This window comes from Uniformispora flossi, from assembly GCF_049534875.1.
GTDB classification, from domain to species: Bacteria; Actinomycetota; Actinomycetes; order Streptomycetales; family Streptomycetaceae; genus Yinghuangia; species Yinghuangia aomiensis.
Genome location: NZ_JBMULZ010000011.1, coordinates 52315 through 72228, shown reverse-complemented (window position 1 = coordinate 72228; position 19914 = coordinate 52315). Strand labels below are relative to the sequence as shown.

The following is a 19914-nucleotide window of genomic DNA, read 5'->3' as shown; positions in this document are numbered from 1 at the left end:
ATTCCCGGCAATACGCGCACGAGTGGCGAGACGCGTCACCCGGATGCCGCAGCACCGCCCGGACCCGGCGGACCGGGCGGACTCGGCGATTTCGGCGGGCTCGGCGGGCTCAGCGGGCTCGGCGGGCTCAGCGGTCCCGTGCCACGAACGTCTTTGCCGCGCGGTCGTGCCAGGCCTGCCGCCACGGTGCGTCGAGTGCCCCCTGCACCAGGCCGATCGCGCCGATCACCAGCAGTCCCGGCACGCCGAACGTGGCCCAGCGCAGCACCGACCGCCCCAGGGTCGGGGTGCGGTGGGTGTCGAGGTCGACGACGCGGAGCCCGAACAGCCTTTTGCCGAACGAGCGTCCGGTGCGCCAGGTGGGCAGCGTCTCGTAGAGGAACATCGCGGCGAGCACCACGGCGGCGACGACGGCCGCGGCGCGCAGCACCGGGCCGTCGACGAGCCAGATCGTCTCGGTGCGTCCTTCGTAGCGGATGCGGTCCGCGCGGGCGTCGATGTGCCGGCCGACGCCGGGCGCCACCGCGGCGGTCGCGGCAAGGCCGGCCAGCAGCGGGACGACGGAGTCGACGAGGCGGGCGTAGAGGCGTTCCTTGAGCGGCGCCGGTCTGCGTCTCGGTGCGGCGGCGGACGACGCGCGGCGCGGACCGGGGATCGTCGCGGCCGCGCCGGCCCGGCGGCGGCCGCGGGCGGCGGCCCGCGATCCGGGCCGGGCCGGCCGCGCGGCAGTGGCGGTCCGAGCCCGGCCGACGGTTTCCACGGCGGTATCGGCGGAGGCTTCCGTGCCCTCCGTACCCTCCGTGCCCTCCGTGCCGAGGCCCGCGGCCGCGGCTTCGGCGGCCTCCATCTCGGCGGCGAGCACTTCCCCCATGGTCACCGCCTCGGCGGCGATCACCTCGCCCGCGATGACCTGGCCCGGCCACGCCTCGGTGGCTTCGGCGCCGCCTTCCGGGACGTCGGGCGCGGTGCCGTCGGCGTAGGCCTCGGGCCCGGGCTGCTCGTACTCCCCGGCCGGGCGGACCGAGTCGGGGACCCATGCGGTGCCGTCCCAGTAGCGGACGTAGCCCGGGGACTCGGGGTCGGCGTACCAGCCGGGCGCGGGCGTCGAGGTGTTCCAGGACATGCCCCAGAGTGTGCCGCACGACCACCCGGTCGCACCCGCCCGGCCGAACCGACGGCGTCTTCCGGCCACCCGCCGGCGGTCGCCGGGACTCCCCGCCCCGACCCTCCGCCGTTGGTCCTCCGCCGCCGGCCCTCCGCCGCTGCCCTCCGCCCCTAGCCCTCCGCCCCTAGCCCTCCGCCGCGACGACCTTCCCCGGGTTCATGATCCCCAGTGGGTCGAAAGCCGCCTTCACCGCGCGGTGCACCCGCACCCCGACCGGTCCCAGCTCGCGGACCAGCCAGTCGCGCTTGAGCGTCCCGACGCCGTGTTCGCCGGTGATGGTCCCGCCCAGTTCCAGGCCGAGCGCCATGATCGCGTCGAAAGCGGCGCCCGCGCGCTCGGTCGCCGCCGTGTCGGCGGCGTCGAAGATGACGATCGGATGGGTGTTGCCGTCCCCCGCGTGTGCGCACACCCCGATGACCGTGTCGTGCCGCTCGGCGATCCGGGCGACACCGTCGAGCATGTCGGCCAGGCGGGAACGCGGCACCGCGACGTCGTCGATCATGCTGGAGCCGAGCCGTTCCAGCGCGGGCAGCGCAAGGCGGCGCGCGGTCAGGAACATCGCCGAGTCGTCCGCGTCGTCGGCGGCAAGCACTTCGAACGCGCCTGCTTCCGTACACAGTTCGGCGATGGCGGCGAGTTCCGGCCGGGGGTCGGGGGTGTCGACGGCGACCAGCAGCAGGGCCTCGGTCCGCTCGGGCAGCCCCATGTTGGCCAGGTCGTTGACGGCGCGGACCGTGGTGCCGTCCATGAGTTCCATCAGCGACGGCACGTGCCCGGCCGCGGTGATCGCCGCCACCGCCCGCCCGACCGCCGTCGTACTGGCGAACTGCGCGACCACGACCAGCGCGGGCGGCGGTGTCGGGCGCAGCGCGAGCGTCGCGCGGACGACCACGCCGAGGGTGCCTTCGGCGCCGACGAACAGCCGGGTGAGGTCGTAGCCCGCGACGCCCTTGGCGGTGCGGCGCCCGGTGCGCAGGAGCTCCCCGTCGGGGAGCACGACGTCCAGGCCGAGCACGTACTCGGCGGTGACGCCGTATTTGACGCAGCACAGCCCGCCCGCGCCGGTGCCGATGTTGCCGCCGATCGTGCAGGTCTCCCAGCTGGACGGGTCCGGCGGGTAGACGAGGCCGAACTCCCCGGCCGCCTTGGACAGATCCGCGTTGACCACGCCGGGCTCGACGACGGCAACACGGTCGACCGGGTCGATCTCCAGGATCCGGTTCATCCGGACCAGCGACAGCAGGATGCACCCGTCGACGGCGCTCGCGCCGCCGGACAGCCCGGTGCGCGCCCCCTGCGGCACGACGGGCACCCGCAGCCTGGTCGCGACCCGCATGACGTGCTGCACCTGCTCGACGGTGTCCGGGAGCACCACCGCGGCCGGCCGCCCGGCGGGGCACAGGCTGGCCATGTCGTGGGCGTAGGACGCGGCGACGTCGGGGTCGGTGACCAGCGCGCGGTCGGGCAGTCCGGCGCGCAGCTCCGCGGCGAGGCCGGCCGGGTCGGGGTGGGTGCTCATGGCCGCAGAGTAACGCCGCGATTCGGACGTTCGTACAACAGCCCGGGCGCGGCAACGCCCCCGGTCCACGTCGTTGGGGACCGGGGGCGAAGCCGTCGAGCCGGCGGAGAGTCGGAAAGGGCCGGAAGGCCCGGAGGGACGGGAAGCCGCGGCTGCTCAGAGGTTGCCGCGCGCCTCCTGCTCGCGTTCGATCGCCTCGAACAATGCCTTGAAGTTGCCGAGCCCGAAGCCCTGCGACCCGTGCCGTTCGATGATCTCGAAGAACACCGTCGGCCGGTCCTGCACGGGCTTGGTGAAGATCTGGAGCAGGTAGCCGTCCTCGTCGCGGTCGGCGAGGATCTTCAGCTCACGCAGCGTCTCGACCGGGACACGGGTCTCGCCGACCCACTGGCCGAGCGTGTCGTAGTACGAGTCCGGGGTGTTGAGGAACTCGACGCCCGCGTCGCGCATGGCGCGGACGGTGCGGACGATGTCGTCGGTGGCGAGCGCGATGTGCTGGACGCCGGGGCCGCGGTAGAACTCGAGGTACTCGTCGATCTGCGACTTCTTCTTCGCGATCGCGGGCTCGTTGATCGGGAACTTCACCTTGCGGGTGCCGTCCGCGACGACCTTCGACATGAGCGCGGAGTACTCGGTGGCGATGTCGCCGCCGACGAACTCGCGCATGTTCGTGAAGCCCATGACGCGCTGGTAGAACTCGACCCAGGCGTCCATCTTGCCGAGTTCGACGTTGCCGACGCAGTGGTCGATGGAGGTGATCCACGGCTTCGCGGGCGCCGGGGCGAGGGGGCCGCGGGCGGCGTAGCCGGGCAGGTAGGGGCCCGCGTAGTCGTGCCGGTCGACCAGCGAGTGGCGGGTCTGGCCGTACGTGGCGATCGCGGACCGCACCACGGTGCCGTGGTCGTCGCGCATTTCCGCGGGCTCGTCGAGGCCGGTCGCGCCGTGGCCGGTGGTGTACGCGTAGCCGGCCCGCGCGTCGGGCACCGCGATGGCCAGGTCGACGACGCCGTCGCCGTGTTCGGCGATGTGCGCGGCGAGCGGATGGTCGGGCCGCAGCGGCGACGTCACCACGAACCGGGCTTCGCCGGATTCGAGCACGTAGGACACGGTGTCGCGGTTGCCGGTCTCCGGGCCGGAGTAGGCGGTGCAGCGGAATCCGAAGGCGGTCGAGTACCAGTGCGCCGCCTGGCGGGCGTTGCCGACGGCGAACACGACCGCGTCCATGCCGAGGACGGGGAAGGGGTCCTGCGCCGTCTCTGCGTCGGAGCGGTGCAGCATCTCGGTCATGACGGCTCCCGGAGGGGTGGGGGGCGGGTGTCGGCGACGAGGTCGACGTCTCTCCGCAGGGTCGCCCCGTCCGGCAGGTTGCGCAACAGGTGTTGATTCCCCTGGGCAATCTGTACAGTCGATCCGGGCGCGCAACCGGGTGAATGTACAGCCTGACCAGCCCGCGCGCCCGCCGTGGACACCGCCCGCGCACCCTGGAGCCGCCGTGCCGATCGATCGTCTGGACGCCGCGTTGATCCGTTTGCTGGACGAGGAGCCGCGGCTGGGGGTGCTGGAGTGCTCGCGGCGGCTCGGCGTGGCGCGCGGCACGGTGCAGGCGCGGCTCGACCGGCTGCACGCGCGGGGCGTGGTGCGCGGGTTCGGTCCGCATCTGGATCCGGCAGCGCTCGGCTTCGCGGTGACGGCGTTCGCGACGCTGGAGATCCGGCAGGGCCGGGGGCCGGACGTGCGGGCGCATCTCGCGTCGATTCCGGAGGTGCTGGAGCTGCACACGATCACCGGGCGCGGGGACATGCTGTGCCGGCTGGTGGCGCGGTCGAACGCGGACCTGCAGCGGGTGATCGACCATGTGGTGGAGTTCGAGGGGATCCTGCGCGCGTCGACGGCGATCGCGCTGGAGAACCCGGTGCCGTATCGGGTGCTGCCGCTGGTCGCGGCGGCGGTCGGCGACGGGTCCGAGCCGGAACCGGACGAGCAGCCCGACCGCTGAGCGGATCCGGTCGGGCCAGGCCGGGTCGGATCGCCAGGTCAGGTCAGGTCAGGTCAGCAGGACGGGACCTTGCCGCCGTTCTGCAGGGCCATCAGCGCGTCGACGGCCTGCGGCAGGGTTTCCACCGGGACGAGGCGCAGCCCGCCGGGGGCGGCGGCCTTGGCCTTCTTGCACTCTTCCTTGGGCAGCAGGAACACGGTCGCAAGGCTCTTCTTGGCGCCCTTGGTCTTCATTTCGATGCCGCCGATGGGGCCGACCTTGCCGGTGTCGTCGATGGTGCCGGTCCCGGCGATGACCTGGCCCCCGGTGAGGTTCTGGGCGCCGAGCATGTCGACGATGCCGAGGGAGAACATCAGGCCGGCGCTGGGGCCGCCGATGTCGCCCGCGTTCAGCTTGACCTTGACCTGGTTCGGGTCGAGCTTGAGGTAGTTCAGGGCGGCGACCACGGCGTGGTCCTGCGACTCCACCATGTCCTGCGTGACCTGCTGGATGATCTGCGCCTTGGACTTGCCCTCGGGGTACACCGACTTCTTGGGCACGACGGCTTCGTTGCTGTCGAACCACGCGTCGAACAGCCCGGCCAGGTGGTGATCGGTGTCCGGGTCGTCGGCGCGGATCGTGGTGAGCAGCAGTTGGCCTTGGCCTTCGGGGGGATTCGGGGTGGCCCCGGTGATCTGGATGACCGGGTCTCCGGCGGCATCCTTGCCCAGCGTGTTCACCGTGTCGCCCGGGGTGATGACCGTGAACGGCAGCGGCGCGGTGAAAGCGAAGACGCCGAGGATCACGATCAGCAGCAGTGAGAGGGCGAGGGTGCGCTTGGAACGGGCCACCCCGGAATTAAACCAGTGTGTCCGGGCGGCCCGGGCCGCCGCCCGCGGGTCCCCACCGCAGGGGTAGGCGGGGGTCTGCGGGAGCGGACGGCGGCTATCCGGCGCGGACCACGGTCTCCGGCACGGCCTCGTCGTCGCGCTGGACGGGCAGCCGCGGGCCGCCGCCGAGCGTCTCGGCGAGTTCCAGCGCGGCTTCGGCGACACGGGGGCCGAAGCGTTCGCTGTCGAGTTCGCTGAAGGACAGCACGCCGACGCTCGCCTCGACGCCGGCCAGGGCCGGGACGGCCGCGGCGATGCCGGGGGCCGAGCGGTGCCCGTCGCCGGCAACGTGCACGTACGGCACGGCCGGGTCGAGTCCGGCACGGACCCGGCGGGCGGTCAGGATGGCCTGGCCGGCCGCGCCCTGTTCGAGCGGATGGCGCGAGCCGACCCGGTAGGCGACGTGGTAGTCGGTCCAGGTGGGTTCGGCTACCGCGACGGCGAGCGCGTCGAGGCCGTCCACGATGGTCAAGTGCGCCGTCGCGCCGGTCTCTTCGGCGAGCCGGCGCAGGCACGGCACGGCCGCGTCGCGCACCAGCGGGTGGGCGCGTCGGGCCAGCTGCAGGGCGCCCAGGCCGAGCCGGGTCCGGCCGCCCGCGTCGCGACGGATCAGCCCGTGCTGCTCGAGGGTGGCCAGGATGCGGTACACGACGGTACGGTTCACGCCGAGCGCGGCCGATATCTCCGGCACCGTCAGCCCTTCCGGGGCATCGGCCAATTGTTCGAGGACCTTGAGTCCCCGGTCCAGGGTCTGTGATGTCTCCGCGGCCACGAGAAGCCTCCCTTGCACGCGTGCGTTGCATTCCCGGGAATCACCAAAGGCCCGGGTCCCCACCGGCGCGACTCCGGGCGCGGCCGTGTGGCGGACGCCGGGGTCACGATGCTGCTGCGCGGCGCCAGGTCGTGGTTGCGCGGTCAACTCGTCTTGCCGGCCGGGCAGGCCCGGACGGGCTGTCGGACGCACAAGGGCTCTTGTCCCTGGCGCGACTGATGTCAATCACGTTAATCAGAGGCCCGGCCCCAGGTAAGCGAGTTTCCGGAATGTGGACGGATTCCGCGAGGGATCTGCGCACCAAGTCCCGTTAAATACGGACAAACTTCCCAGAAGTCTGCGCAGTGACACGTGCCTCAGCCGAAGTTGATCTCATGATGCGGACCCCTTGGTGTCCGCCTGGCGCGTACCTACCGTCCGGTAGGCGGGGCACTTGTCCCGGTTCGCTCCCGACGGACCGTCAGGAGCCGCGTCAGCGCGCGGAGGTCGCCCACTGCTGGATCTTGGCGATCCGGTCCTGGAGCTGCCCCGCCGACGCCTGCGCGGTCGGCGGCCCGCCGCATACCCGGCGCAGTTCGTTGTGGATGACGCCGTGGGGCTGGCCGCTGCGGTGGTGCCACGCGGCCACCAGGGTGTTCAGCTCCTTGCGCAGCCCGGAGAGCTGACGGTGCGTCACTACCGGTCGCTGGGCGGCCGTCTTCTCCGACAGGTCGGCCTCGGCGTCGGGCTTCTTGCGGCTGCGGGCGATCTGCTTGGCCTGCCGGTTCTGCAGCAGCATCTGCACCTGGTCGGGCTCCAGGAGGCCGGGGATGCCCAGGTACTCCTCTTCCTCTTCGCTGCCGGTGTGCGCCTGGAGGCCGAACTCGGCGCCGTCGTAGAGCACGCGGTCGAACCGCGCCTCGCTCTCCAGCGCCTCGAAGGAGAACTGCTCCTGCTCTCCGGGGGTGTCCTTCTCCTGGTTGGCCTGCGCGAGCAGCGCGTCCTCGGTGTCGTAGAGGCCCTCGCCCTTCTTCTGCTTGTCGAGGACGTGGTCGCGCTCTTTCTCCATCTCGTTCGCGTGCTGGAGCAGCGTCGGGACGGACGGCAGGAACACCGACGCGACCTCGCCGCGCCGCCGCACCCGGACGAAGCGCCCGACGGCCTGCGCGAAGAACAGCGGCGTGGAGATCGTGGTGGCGAACACGCCGACCGCCAGCCGCGGCACGTCGACGCCCTCGGAGACCATGCGGACCGCGACCATCCAGCGCGAGTCGCCCTCGCTGAACTCCTCGATCTTCTTCGACGCGCCGACGTCGTCGGATAGCACTATGGTCGCGCCGGTGCCGGTGATCTCGCGGATCATCTTCGCGTAGGCGCGCGCCGACTCGTGGTCGGTCGCGATCACCAGCGCACCCGCGTCCGGCACCGCCTTGCGGACTTCGGTGAGCCGCTTGTCCGCGGCGCGCAGCACCTGCGGCATCCACGACCCGTGCGGGTCGAGGGCGGTGCGCCACGCCTGGTTGATGGCATCTTTCGTCATCGGCTCGCCGAGGCTGGCCGCGACCTCGTCGCCGGACTTGGTGCGCCAGCGCATCTCGCCCGAGTACGACATGAAGATGACCGGGCGGACGACGTGGTCGGCGAGGGCATGGGCGTAGCCGTACGTGTAGTCGGCCGCGCTGCGGCGGATCCCGTCGGAGCCCTCGACGTAGCTGACGAACGGGATCGGGTTGGTGTCGGACCGGAACGGCGTCCCGGTGAGCGCCAGCCGCCGGGTGGCCGGCTCGAACGCCTCGAAAACCGCGTCGCCCCACGACTTGCTGTCGCCCGCGTGGTGGATCTCGTCGAGGATGACCAGCGTCTTGCGGTTCTCCACGCGGCGCCGGTGCAGCATCGGGTGGACGCCCACCCCCGCGTAGGTGACCGCCACGCCGTGGAACTCGCGGTTGGCGGGGCCGGACGAGCCCGAGTAGTTGGGGTCGATCCGGATCCCTATCCGCGCCGCCGCCTCGGCCCACTGCTTCTTCAGGTGCTCGGTCGGCGCGACGATGGTGATCTGCTGCACTATGTGCCGCTGCAGGAGTTCGCTGGCGATCCGCAGCGCGAACGTGGTCTTGCCGGCGCCCGGCGTGGCGACCGCGAGGAAGTCCCGGGGGTGCCGGTCCAGGTATTCGTCCAGAGCGCCCTGCTGCCAGGCGCGCAGCTTGCCTGCGGTGCCCCAGGGGGCGCGGGCGGGGAAGGCCGGGGACAGGTGGGACGCGGCTGAAGTACTCACTGCGGGACAAGCGCTCCGGGGTCGCACGAAGGTACGGACGGACGGGTGCCGGGGGTCGATCGGACAGGCCCTGCCCGGCACGGACGGGAACGGCTCAGGCTACCCGAGCCCCTTCCGCAGGCCGCGCAACGACGCGGTTGAGCCGGGCTCTTGGCGCCTCGCCCGGGGCGCCCGGCGGCGAGCCGGATCACCGCAAAAGCTGTCCTGGGTCACTGTCGGTCACCGCCGGGCGGCGACGTCGCGCGGCCGCAGCGGCAGGCTCGGCAGGTCCAGTCCGGTCGCGTCGCGCACCGCCGCCGCCACCGCCGCGGGAACCGGCACCACGGCCGCGTCGGCGAGCCCCTTGGCGCCCATCGGGATGCCCGGCTGCGGTTCCTCGTGCCACGCGGCGACGCGCACCGGCGGGACGTCCAGCGCGGTCGGCTGGGTCCACGCGATGGGCCCGTGCAGCCGCGCGGCGTCCAGGTCCTCGACGAGCGCCATGCCGATGCCCATCGCCACCGAGCCCTCGACGCGGGCGAGCGCCAGCACCGGGTCCAGGACCTTGCCCGCGTCGTAGGCGCCGGTCACGTCGACGACCTGCACCGCCCCGGTCTCCGGGTCCACGTCGGCGACCACCCGGCACGCCGCGAACGCCACCGCCGGATACGCGTCGCCCTGCCCGGCGTCGTCGAGCGGCTCGGTGTGCCGCGCGCGGGCCGCGCCCGCGGTCGCGGCGATCTCCTGGCCCTCGGTCATCACCTCGGCGGGCAGGTCGACCAGGCCGTCGTACGACACCAGGCGGCCGCCGCGCACGTCCAGCAGCGCCGCCGTCATGCCGTAGCGGGCGGCGATCGGCGCGAGCAGCCGGGCCCGGATGTCCCGGCACGCCTGGTCGACCGCACCCGCGGTCAGCATGGTGTGCCGCCCCACCCCGGCCGGGCCCGCGCTCGGCATCGCGGTGCCCGCGGGCAGCACGATCGCGTCGGCGATGCCCAGCACGTCGGCGACGATCCGCCGCACCAGTGCGGTGAACCCCTGCCCGGCCTCGACCGCCGCGCACGTCACCGTCACCACGCCGTGGTCGAGGCGCACCGTCGCGGTCGACGACTCGTCGGCGCCCTCGATGCCCAGCAGCGGCACCAAGCCCACCGCGAAGCCGGTGCCGCGGCGCAGCCCAGGCGCCGGTTCGCTTTCCGGCGCCGGGTGTTCCGCCACCGCACGCAGCAACTCCCCCGCCGGAGCGGGGCCGTCCAGGACCTGGCCGGTGGTCAGCATGGTGCCGGTGCTCAGCGCGTTGCGCAGCCGCAGCTCGACCGGGTCCATGCCGAGGGCGGCGGCGAGCTTGTCCATCTGCGCCTCGTACGCGAAACACACCTGCGTCGCGCCCGGCCCGCGCATCGTCCCGGCCGGCGGATTGTTGGTGCGCACCGCCCACACGTCCACGGCCGCGTGCAGCACCATGTACGGCCCGGTGGCGCACCCGGCCAACCGGCCCACGACTTCGGGGGACGTGGTGGCGTACGCGCCGCCGTCCAGCAGGATTTCCGCCTCGACCGCGAGCAACCGCCCGTTGCTGTCCGCCCGGTGCGTATATTTCAGCCGCGCCGCATGCCGGTGCCCCCCGCCGGTCAGCGCGTCCGCGCGGTCGGCGACGATCTTGACCGCCCGCCCGGTGCGCGCCGCGAGCCACGCGGCGACCGCGAGCATCCCGGCCTCCTCGCGGGTGCCGGACGATCCGCCGACCCCCGCGGGCACCACCCGCAGCGTGCCGGACGCGAAGCCGAGGCACTGCGCGACCTGGTCGCGGTCGGCGTGCGGCCACGGCGACGCGGTGTGCAGTTCGATGCCGCCGTCCGCACACGGCAGCGCGAGGACGGCGTCGGTCGCCGGGTTGAGCTGGTCCTGTGCGGCGATGTCGTAGAGGCCTTCGACCACGACCTCTTCGACCGGAGAACCGTCCGGGCGCCGCTGCACGGGTCGCCCGTGGCGCAGCGCGACATGCCGGAACAGGTTGCCGTCCGGATGCAACGGGGCGCTGGCGAAGGCGTGTTCGGGGTCGAGGCGGGCGTCCAGCGGCTCGTACTCGACCTCGACGGCTTCGGCGCCGCGCAGCGCGGCCATGCGTGTCTCGGCACACACCGCCGCGACCGCTTCGCCCGTGAACCGCACGACGTCCGAGGCCAGCACGGGCCGGTCGACGACGACCGGGCCGTGGAACGCCTCGGCCGGCAGGTCCGCGGCGGTCACCACGGTCGTGACGCCGGGCACGGCGAGCGCCGCCGAGGTGTCGATGCCGGTGATCCGCGCGTGCGGATGCGGCGACCGGACGAGCACGCACCACTGCATGCCGGGCACCCACAGATCGGCGGTGTACGCGAAACGCCCCTGGGTCTGCGCCTGCGCGTCGGGCGGCTCCGCGATCAGGCGCGTCACCGTCCGTCCTCCGCCCCAGCGGGCGCGAACGCGGACGCGTCCGGCGGGACTTCGTGATCGGCATCGGGCGGCGTCGCGGCCGCCGCGGCACACACACCGGCCACCATCCGGTTCGGGCCGACGCAGCGGCACGGGTGCCCGGCCAGCGCCCGGCGCACGGTCGCTTCGTCCGGCCTCGGTATACGGGCAAGGAGCGCGTGGGCACTGACCACCACGCCGGGGATGCAGTAGCCGCACTGGACGGCGCCCTGCTCGATCAGCCCCTGCCGGATCGCGGCAGGCCCGGGCCCGGCGAGCCCTTCGACGGTCGTCACCTCGCGCATGCCGAGCGTCGCCGCGGACACCAGGCACGCGGCGGCCGGGGCCCCGTCGACGAGCACCGTGCAGGCCCCGCACACGCCTTGCCCGCAGCCGTCCTTCGCACCGGAGAGGCCGAGGCGGTCGCGCAGGACGGTGAGGAGGCTGTCGCCGATCCAGCCGTCGGCGACGTACTGCAGGGCTCCGTTGACGTTCAGGGTGTACGACACGACCGGCTCGGCAGGCGACAACGCCGCCGCGCCGGCCCCGAACGCGCCGGGCATGCCCGGGACATCGGCGGGCGCCGCCGGAGCCACGTGCACCATCGGCGACCGGCCGAGGGGCTCGGCTGCGGGTATCGGGTCGGTCAGGGGATCCGCCGGCGGCGGCACGGCGGCCACAGCGTCGGGCGGCAGCGCGGCGAGGTCGGGCCCGAACCCGGCCTCCAGGTCCGCGAACGACGGCGGAGCGCTCCGCACTTCGGGCATTTCCCCGACGACCGCGCCGGAGCCGAACTCCGCACCGCTCCCGAAGCCGTCGGCACCGCCGAACGTGCCCGACGGGAGGCCGCCGAAGTCCGTGTCGCCGATGCTCACGGCGTGGAAGTACCCGGACGGGGGATGCAGTTCGGCACGCGCGCCGGGGTCCGGCAGGTCGCCGCCGATCTGCGGCAGGATCAGCGTGGTCTCCAGCGCCCCGGGATCGAACCCGCCCGGCGCCGGGTATCCGGCGTGGGGCTGCGCCTCGGGGCCTGCCGCGTACGGATCCACGGCCGGCATCGGCGCCGGGTACGCCTGCCCGGCCTCCGCCGGCGCTTCTCCGGCGTCGCCCGCCACAAACGGCCGCCACGACGACGTCCCGTCGGCCGGGAACCCGTGATCGGCACCGAAGCCCGGCGACCCCGGCTGCGGTTCCGCCGCCGGAACGAACGCGTGGAAGAACCCGGACGGCGGAGTCTCCTCGGCATAACCCCCCGGATAGCCCCCGGGCCCCACGCCCTCCGGCGCGGGCATGCCGCCCGCATACCCGCCGTCGCCCATCCCGGGCGCGGCCATCGTGTCGTAGAACCCCGACGCGGGCGGCTCGCTCGCCGGCATGCCGCCGTAGTCGCCCGCGTACTCGTTGCCGCCCACCGGCGCGTGGCCGGCGGCGTTGCCGCCGTCGCCGCCGCGGGATCCGCCCCGGCTTCCGCCGCCGTCCACCGCGGACAGGTCCACCGCGTAGAAGAACCCGGACGCGCCCGCGTCCAGGCCCGGCACCGCGCTCGCCGAGCCGGGCGGGGCCGCGGCCGACCCGTCCCCGGGTATCGCCCACGAACCCGCCGTCTCGTCCGGCTCCCCCGTCATGCCGCCTCGTTCCCCGTCCGCCGTCGTCATGGCGCCCACACCCGTTCCGCGGCGCGGCCGACCAGCGCCGCCACCACCCGGGCCTCGTGGGCGCGCGCCGCCCGCGAGCCGTCGCCGGGCGACAGGCCCTCGGCGACGAGCGCGCCGAACCGGGCCGCGTCGTCCCGGTCCACGAGCCGCCCGGTCGCCGGGTCGATCCGCCCCGCCAGCCACGCCTCGGCACGCAGCGCACGCTCCGCGCCCGGGCGGATGCCGCCCACGGCACACCGCACCGCTCCCGTACGCGCGTCGGCCACCAGCGCGACCGTGGCGTGGAACCCGGTCGAGATGCGTGCCTTCGCGAACTCCTGCGGGCCCTGCGCGACCGGCACCCGTACTGCCGTGATCAGCTCCCCCGGCCGCAGCTGCGCACCCGGATGGGCGTCGCACACGAACTCCCGCATGCCGCCCGCCGACGCCACGATCACCGTGGCCTCCAGCGCGGCCAGCACCGGCACCGCGTCCGCTTCCCGGGTGCGCGAGGCCAGGTTGCCGCCGAGGGTCGCCATCATGCGGATCTGCGGGGTGCCGAGGCGGCGTGCGGCGGCGGCCAGCGCGGGCGCGACCGCGGCCAGGTCCGGGCCGGCCAGGCGGGCCCACGTCAGGCCGGAGCCGATGACGGCGGTGGCGCCGTCGTACTGCCAGGCACGCAGCTCGGCGAGTCCGGACAGGCCGACGAGCGCACGGGGCCGCAGCATCCCGGCGTTGACGCGCGGCATCAGGTCGGTGCCGCCGGCCACCGGAAGGGCGGCGGGCTCGCGGGCCAGCGCGTCCACGGCCTCGCGCAGCGACAGCGGCAGCATGATCGCTTCGTTCACAGCGGCACAACGCTACTGCGCCGGAGGGGCGGCGGGGGCCCGGGATCGCAGATGTGCGCGCCGCGGACGCTACCGCGACGCGCACCGGACGCGGCCGGCGAGCGCGGCCGGCGGGCGGCGCTCACCGCGAGCCGCCGCACCGCACGGCCGAGCGACGCGGCCGAAGGCTACTTGTCGCCGCCCTTGCCGCCGTTGCCGCCCTTGTCGCCGTCGCCGCCCGGGCCCATGGACTCGTAGATCTCCTTGCACATGGGGCACACGGGGTACTTCTTCGGGTCCCGGCCCGGCACCCACACCTTGCCGCACAGGGCGATCACCGGAGTGCCGGTCATGGCACTCTCCATGATCTTGTCCTTCTGCACGTAGTGCGCGAAGCGCTCGTGGTCGCCGTCGCCGTGCGAGACCTGCGGGGTCTCCTCGACGAGCGTGGAGGTGCCGCCGACGCGCTCGGGCTCCGGGTAGTCCTGCGGAGTGGTCATGGGTCCGATTCTACGGGGGGACGGACGCACCGACCCGGGCCGGGCAAGGCCGCCGCCCTCCCCCGCCCGGATACGCCGACCGGGTGCCCCGCCGGACCGCGCCGCTCAGTTCAGCGACGGGTCCTCCGGATAGGTCGCGACCATCGCCAGCTCGCCGCGCTGGCGGCGCAGCACCGCGCGCCACAGGCGTTCCGGCTCGGCGCTGAACGCGTCGCCGGGCTCGGACTCGACGACGTACCAGGCGCCCTCGCCCAGCTCGGCCTCCAGCTGGCCGGGGCCCCAGCCCGCGTAGCCCGCGAAGATCCGCATCGACCCGAATTCGGCGCCGACCACCTCGGGCGGCGCGTCGAGGTCGACCAGGCCGAGGCGGCCGAAGACCTGCCGCCAGCCGATCGGCTCGCCGCCGCCGGGCACCGACGCGATCGCCAGCGCGGAGTCCATGGCGACCGGGCCGCCTTGGAACACCACGGCCGGGCCGGTGACCGTCTTTTCCCACCCGGCCAGCACGTCGTGCACGTCGACCGGGGTCGGGCGGTTGAGGACGACGCCGTGGGCGCCCTCCTCGTCGTGGTCGAGCACGAGCAGCACGCACCGGTCGAAGTTCGGGTCGGTCAGCGCGGGCGTCGCCACGAGCAGGCGTCCGGTGAGCGAGACCTCGGTCATGCGCCCATGATCCTGCATGCCGACCGCCGGAGTCTCGCCTCCCGCCGACTCCCCGGGATTCCCGGGCGCGTCCGGCGGGCTCGCCGGAAAGCCCGGTGACGCGGGGCGCCCCGCGTCACCGGGCTTTCCGGGGCCGTCGGGGCGTGCGGGGTGTTCGATCGCGCGCTGCGCGGAGTGCGCGACGGTGCGGACGGCCTCGACGACCTTGTCGCGTATCCCGGCGAGGAAGCCGCGGCGGCCGACCGGCCGGCCCGCGCCGGAGGCCGCGTCCGGACCGGCGCCGGCCGGTGTCCCGGATGCGGCGCGATCTGGAGCCGCGCCCGGGTCAGCCATGCGCCCGGCGCGGCCGCGGCGTCCGCCACGCACCCCACTCCCTCGTCCCGTACGCCCCCACACAGCACACCAGCCCCACGTGTAACACCCGCAGCCGTCGTCCGAGGTCCCCGACGCGGCCACCGCGAGGGCGACGCGCCGGAAGGACCAGGGTCCCGAATCCCGCTCCCGTCCGAGGTCCTGTGCCCGCCAGGGCCTCCGACAATGCACCTTCCCCGCCAACGAGCGCGTACCGTTGTCCGCTGTTGTCCACACGTGCCGCGCGTATCCCGCACGGCGTGTGTGCTCCGTCCGAAGTCGGCCACTTCCGTCCAGGAACGCGAGATTCATGAAAGACGACGTGCTGTTCGTTCACGGTGGTTCCCCGCTCGAGGGCGAGGTCCGGGTCAAGGGCGCCAAGAATCTGGTGCCCAAGGCGATGGTGGCGGCCCTGCTCGGCGAGGAGCCGAGCCGGCTGCGCAACGTCCCCGGCATCAGCGACGTGCACATTGTGCGCGGCCTGCTCCAACTGCACGGTGTGGCGGTGTACGAGGGCGACGAGCCGGACGAGCTGGTCATGGACCCGTCGTCGGTCGAGCTGGCGAACGTCGCGGACATCGACGCGCACGCCGGCTCCAGCCGCATCCCGATCCTGCTGTGCGGGCCGCTCCTGCACCGCATCGGCCGGGCGTTCATCCCGGACCTGGGCGGCTGCCGGATCGGCGACCGGCCGATCGACTTCCACCTGAACGTGCTGCGCGAGTTCGGCGCGACGGTGGACAAGCGCCCCGAGGGCCTCTACCTGGAAGCGCCCGGCGGACTGCACGGCACCAAGATCGAACTCCCGTACCCGAGCGTCGGCACCACCGAGCAGGTCCTGCTGACCGCGGTGCGCGCGGAAGGCACCACCGAGCTGCGCAACGCGGCCGTGGAGCCGGAGATCATAGACCTCATCTGCGTGCTCCAGAAGATGGGCGCGATCATCTCGGTGGCGACCGACCGGGTGATCCGGATCACCGGTGTGGACCGCCTCGGCGGCTACACGCACCGGGCGCTGCCGGACCGCCTGGAGAGCGCGTCGTGGGCGTGCGCGGCGCTGGCGACCGGCGGCGACGTGTTCGTGCGGGGCGCGCGGCAGCTGGACATGATGACGTTCCTGAACGTGTTCCGGCAGGTCGGCGGCGCGTTCCGGGTGGACGACGACGGCATCCGGTTCTGGCACCCGGGCGGCCGGCTACGCGCGATCGCGCTGGAGACGGACGTGCACCCGGGCTTCCAGACGGACTGGCAGCAGCCGCTGGTGGTGGCGCTCACCCAGGCGTCCGGGCTGTCGATCGTGCACGAGACGGTGTACGAGTCGCGCCTCGGATTCACCTCCGCGCTCAACCAGATGGGTGCCACGATCCAGCTCTACAACGAGTGCCTCGGCGGAACGCCGTGCCGGTTCGGGCAGCGCAACTTCCAGCACTCGGCGGTCATCTCGGGTCCGGCGAAGCTGCACGGCGCGGACCTGGTCATCCCCGACCTGCGCGGCGGTTTCTCGTACTTGATCGCGGCGTTGGCCGCGGAGGGCAAGTCGCGGGTGCACGGCATCGACCTGATCAACCGCGGCTACGAGGGCTTCCTGGGCAAGCTGGAGGCTCTCGGAGCCCGGGTCGGGCTGCCCCCGGCCGACCCCCAGCCGCAAGCCCCGCAGACGGCGTCCCAGGGCGTTTCCGGTGGTCTGGCCGCCCGCGCGGCCGAAGAGGCCGGGGTGGTGGCCGACGACCGCGGGGACGAACTCCCGGAGACGGTCGGCCAAGGCGTGGCCTGAGCCGGACGCGCGCCGCCCTCGCGGGCGGCGCGCACCGACCAACTTGTTCGACCAGCTGGGTCGACGCCGAAGGGCGGTTCCCGTACCGGGAACCGCCCTTCGGCTTACGTGCGATCGAGTGCGCTCAGCGAGCGCGCCCGGTCACTTGCCCTTCGCGGCGTCCTTGAGCTTCGAGCCCGCGGAGACCTTGACGCTGTAGCCGGCCGGGATCTCGATCGGCTCGCCGGTCTGCGGGTTGCGCGCGGTGCGCGCCGAGCGGTGGGTCCGCTCGAAGCTCAGGAAGCCGGGGATCGTGATCTTCTCGTCGCCCTTGCTGACGATCTCACCGACGACCTCGGCGAAGGCGTTCAGCACGGCGTCGGCGTCCTTGCGCGTGACGTCGGCCCGCTCCGCGAGGGCGGCCACCAGCTCACTGCGGTTCATGTATTTCTCCCGTGGTCTTTCCAACTCGCTGTTCTTGCCCCGGGGACGAATCCTGCACGTATCCGGGCCCGGAACCTAATCAGGGACACGCCGAATCACGCGGAAAGCCCCGTGATTTGGCGGGTCGTGGCAGATTACGGGCCCGAATCGGGGCTGTGCACGCCCGCCACACCCCGACGATACGACCAGCATTCGTACGCTCGTCGCACCGCCCGGCATACGGCGGGTCCCGATCATGATTGCCGACGGTCCTCGAGAACCGCGTCCCGGACGGCGGCCGCGACGACGTTCGACACTTCCGGGTGGAACACACTCGGAATGATGTAGCTGGCGTTCAGCTCGTCGTCGGTGACGACGGAAGCGAGCGCCCGAGCCGCGGCCAACAACATGTCTGTTGTGATGTGCCGGCTCTGCGCGTCGACCAATCCGCGGAACACCCCCGGGAAAACCAGAACGTTGTTGATCTGGTTGGGGAAGTCGCTGCGGCCCGACGCGACGACCGCGGCGTGCTCCTGGGCGACCGCCGGGTAGATCTCCGGCTCCGGGTTGGCGAGCGCGAACACGATCGCGTCGTCGGCCATCTTCGCCACGTCGCCGCCGTCGATGACGTTCGGCGCGGAGACACCGACGAACACGTCCGCGCCGACCACAGCCTCCTTCAAAGTCCCGGTCAGGCCCTCGAAGTTGGTGTGGTCGGCGATCCACCGCAAATCGTCGCCGAGGTCGTCGCGGCCGCCGTGCACGACACCGTGCACGTCCGCGACCACGACGTCGCGCAGGCCGGCGGCCTGCAGCAGCTTGAGGATCGCGGTGCCGGCCGCACCCGCGCCGGACATCACCAGGCGGACGTCCTCGATCTTCTTCCCCACCACCCGAAGGGCGTTGGTCAGCGCGGCGAGCACGACGATGGCGGTGCCGTGCTGGTCGTCGTGGAAGACCGGGATGTCGAGGGTCTCGCGCAAGCGGCGCTCGATCTCGAAGCAACGCGGCGCGGAGATGTCCTCGAGGTTGATCCCGGCGAAGCCCGGGGCCATCAACTGGACGGCCCGCACGATCTCGTCGGGGTCCTGCGTGTCCAGGCAGATCGGCCACGCGTCGATGCCGGCGAAGCGCTTGAACAGCGCGGCCTTGCCCTCCATGACCGGCAGCGCGGCCTTCGGGCCGATGTTGCCGAGGCCGAGCACGGCCGAGCCGTCGGTGACAACAGCGACCGTGTTGCGCTTGATGGTCAGGCGGCGCGCGTCTTCCGGGTTCTCCGCGATCGCGAGACACACCCGGGCAACGCCCGGGGTGTAGATCATCGACAGGTCGTCGCGGTTGCGGATCGGGTGCTTGGCCTGCATCTCGATCTTGCCGCCGAGGTGCATGAGGAACGTCCGGTCGGACACCTTGCCGAGGGCCACACCCTCGATCGCAGCGAGCGCTTCGACCAGCGCGTCCGCGTGGTCGGTGGACGACGCGGCGATCGTCACGTCGACGCGGAGCCGCTCGTGCCCCGATGCGGTGACGTCCAGGCCCGTGACCGAACCCCCCGCGGATTCCACCGCGTTGGTGAGCTGGCTGACCACGCGGCCCCCGGCGGGGACCTCGAGTCGGGCGGTGATCGAGTACGAAGCGCTCGGCGCTGCGGGCATGAAGCAGTCTCCTCAACAGATCGGCGCCATGGCACGGCACCGCAGACGATCGTCTCACTTCGCGGGACAGAACGACGAAACGGCACCCACGAGCAACGACGCCCGGTGGCACAGGGGGCTCAGGAGACGGGGGAGGTGGGGGGTGCCGCACCGGGGGCGGGGCGTGCGGCACGGGGGCGACTGGGGGTGTGGGGGCGACCGCAGGCGCGGGAGCGTGAGGGCAGGGCGTGGGGTGTTGGAGGGGGCGGCGCCACAGGGGCGACCGCGGGCACGAGGCGGGCGCGGGGGCGAGGCGGGCGCGGGGGCGCGGGGGCTTGGGCTGATGGCGGGGGCACGGGGCGACCGCGGGTGTGATCGCCGCGGCGACCGCGGGAGCGGGAGCGGGGCGGGGGGCACGGGGCGACCGCGGGCGTGGGGTGATGGCGATACGGCATGGCGGAGCCGGTCGGGTGGCTGCGGGAGGGGAACGGGAGCGGGCCTAGTGCGGGGGTGGGCAAGTGCAGGTCAAGGGTGCGGCGGGGGCCGAGGCCGGCGCGGGGTGTGTTGCCGGGGCAGGCGATCCCTCGGGAGGGGGTCGGTGCGTTGGCGGGAGCGGGTTGAGCGGGGCGAAAGTGAGCGGGGTTGGCGGGAGCGGGCACGTGCGGGGGCAAGGAGCGCACGAGAGCCGAGGTCGGCGCCGTGGTCCGCGGGCGGGGGCAGCGACGAGCGTGTGACGTGCAGAGCGCGCGCCCCGGCCGCCCCCTGCCGTAGCCCCGCCTCGCCCCATCCCCGTCCCCCGTCCTCGGGCCCGTTCCCCTCGTCTGCGGGCGGTCTCGGTACCCCGTCCCGGTCGCCGCGCAAACTGTGATCCGCGTCCATCCGCGACCGCCTTCCGCTTCCGGGCGGGTCGGTTACTCTGGTGATGGCACCGGCTCGATCCAAGCCCCCGGGCCCAACCATTAGTCCCTACGAGGGACCACTTGCCGAGAGGCGAGCATTGGCGGGTCGGTGTCGTAGTCCTGACGGAACCGGGGGCTCCTCGGAGCCGCCCGGTCCGGGCTTTCCGGTCACAAGGCGCCAGGAGCATAAAAACAAAAGAGCCAGCCGCCCAAAAAACCCGT

General features: G+C 73.3%; 14 protein-coding genes and 1 pseudogene. 2 read left to right on the top strand and 13 right to left on the bottom strand.

Annotated features, from left to right (window positions below; genetic code table 11):
- Nucleotides 1-127: 127 nt before the first annotated feature.
- The 3 genes from ACPA54_RS23425 to hppD all read right to left on the bottom strand — a co-directional run bounded on the left by ACPA54_RS23425 (nucleotide 128) and on the right by hppD (nucleotide 3971).
- Nucleotides 128-1123, bottom strand: coding sequence for an RDD family protein (locus ACPA54_RS23425; RefSeq protein WP_423532764.1), 996 nt, complete (start codon nucleotides 1121-1123; stop codon nucleotides 128-130).
- 166 nt (nucleotides 1124-1289) lie between these two features.
- Entirely contained in the window at nucleotides 1290-2684 is a 1395-nt protein-coding gene (locus ACPA54_RS23420) for an FAD-binding oxidoreductase (protein ID WP_423532762.1), read from the bottom strand.
- Between the two features lie 156 nt (nucleotides 2685-2840).
- Complete coding sequence (hppD, locus tag ACPA54_RS23415; protein WP_423532760.1) at nucleotides 2841-3971, bottom strand: 4-hydroxyphenylpyruvate dioxygenase; 1131 nt, start codon at nucleotides 3969-3971, stop codon at nucleotides 2841-2843.
- Between the two features lie 205 nt (nucleotides 3972-4176).
- Here hppD and ACPA54_RS23410 point away from each other — a divergent pair, with 205 nt between their 5' ends.
- Complete coding sequence (locus tag ACPA54_RS23410; RefSeq protein WP_423532758.1) at nucleotides 4177-4680, top strand: Lrp/AsnC family transcriptional regulator; 504 nt, start codon at nucleotides 4177-4179, stop codon at nucleotides 4678-4680.
- Nucleotides 4681-4733: 53 nt separating this feature from the next.
- On the opposite strand, the gene ACPA54_RS23405 is transcribed toward ACPA54_RS23410, so the two are convergent.
- The 8 genes from ACPA54_RS23405 to ACPA54_RS23370 all read right to left on the bottom strand — a co-directional run bounded on the left by ACPA54_RS23405 (nucleotide 4734) and on the right by ACPA54_RS23370 (nucleotide 14632).
- Nucleotides 4734-5510, bottom strand: a complete 777-nt coding sequence (locus ACPA54_RS23405) for a S16 family serine protease (RefSeq protein WP_423532756.1) — start codon at nucleotides 5508-5510, stop codon at nucleotides 4734-4736.
- A gap of 94 nt (nucleotides 5511-5604) precedes the next feature.
- Nucleotides 5605-6321 carry an IclR family transcriptional regulator gene (locus ACPA54_RS23400; RefSeq protein ID WP_345680103.1) on the bottom strand — a complete coding sequence of 239 codons (717 nt, stop codon included), beginning with the start codon at nucleotides 6319-6321 and terminating at the stop codon, nucleotides 5605-5607.
- A gap of 472 nt (nucleotides 6322-6793) precedes the next feature.
- On the bottom strand, nucleotides 6794-8575 hold the full coding sequence (locus ACPA54_RS23395; RefSeq protein ID WP_345680102.1) for a DEAD/DEAH box helicase: 1782 nt from the start codon (nucleotides 8573-8575) through the stop codon (nucleotides 6794-6796).
- 219 nt (nucleotides 8576-8794) lie between these two features.
- A complete protein-coding gene (locus ACPA54_RS23390; RefSeq protein ID WP_423532754.1) occupies nucleotides 8795-10990 on the bottom strand; it encodes a xanthine dehydrogenase family protein molybdopterin-binding subunit in 2196 nt (731 codons plus the stop codon).
- Entirely contained in the window at nucleotides 10987-12633 is a 1647-nt protein-coding gene (locus ACPA54_RS23385; RefSeq protein ID WP_423532752.1) for a 2Fe-2S iron-sulfur cluster-binding protein, read from the bottom strand. Before ACPA54_RS23385 ends, ACPA54_RS23390 begins: the two co-directional genes overlap by 4 nt.
- Before the next feature lie 26 nt (nucleotides 12634-12659).
- Entirely contained in the window at nucleotides 12660-13475 is an 816-nt protein-coding gene (locus ACPA54_RS23380) for an FAD binding domain-containing protein (protein WP_423533059.1), read from the bottom strand.
- A gap of 182 nt (nucleotides 13476-13657) precedes the next feature.
- Nucleotides 13658-13969, bottom strand: a complete 312-nt coding sequence (locus tag ACPA54_RS23375) for a DUF3039 domain-containing protein (RefSeq protein WP_423532750.1) — start codon at nucleotides 13967-13969, stop codon at nucleotides 13658-13660.
- A gap of 105 nt (nucleotides 13970-14074) precedes the next feature.
- Complete coding sequence (locus ACPA54_RS23370) at nucleotides 14075-14632, bottom strand: YqgE/AlgH family protein (protein WP_423533057.1); 558 nt, start codon at nucleotides 14630-14632, stop codon at nucleotides 14075-14077.
- 661 nt (nucleotides 14633-15293) lie between these two features.
- Between ACPA54_RS23370 and murA the strand changes: the two are divergent.
- Nucleotides 15294-16610, top strand: a pseudogene (gene murA / locus ACPA54_RS23365) (UDP-N-acetylglucosamine 1-carboxyvinyltransferase); the annotation flags it as partial.
- 288 nt (nucleotides 16611-16898) lie between these two features.
- Here murA and ACPA54_RS23360 read toward each other — a convergent pair.
- Both ACPA54_RS23360 and ACPA54_RS23355 read right to left on the bottom strand, forming a co-directional pair.
- Nucleotides 16899-17180: an HU family DNA-binding protein gene (locus tag ACPA54_RS23360; RefSeq protein ID WP_345680097.1), complete on the bottom strand. Its 282-nt coding sequence runs from the start codon at nucleotides 17178-17180 to the stop codon at nucleotides 16899-16901.
- A gap of 233 nt (nucleotides 17181-17413) precedes the next feature.
- Complete coding sequence (locus ACPA54_RS23355) at nucleotides 17414-18814, bottom strand: NAD-dependent malic enzyme (RefSeq protein ID WP_423532748.1); 1401 nt, start codon at nucleotides 18812-18814, stop codon at nucleotides 17414-17416.
- Nucleotides 18815-19914: the final 1100 nt, after the last annotated feature.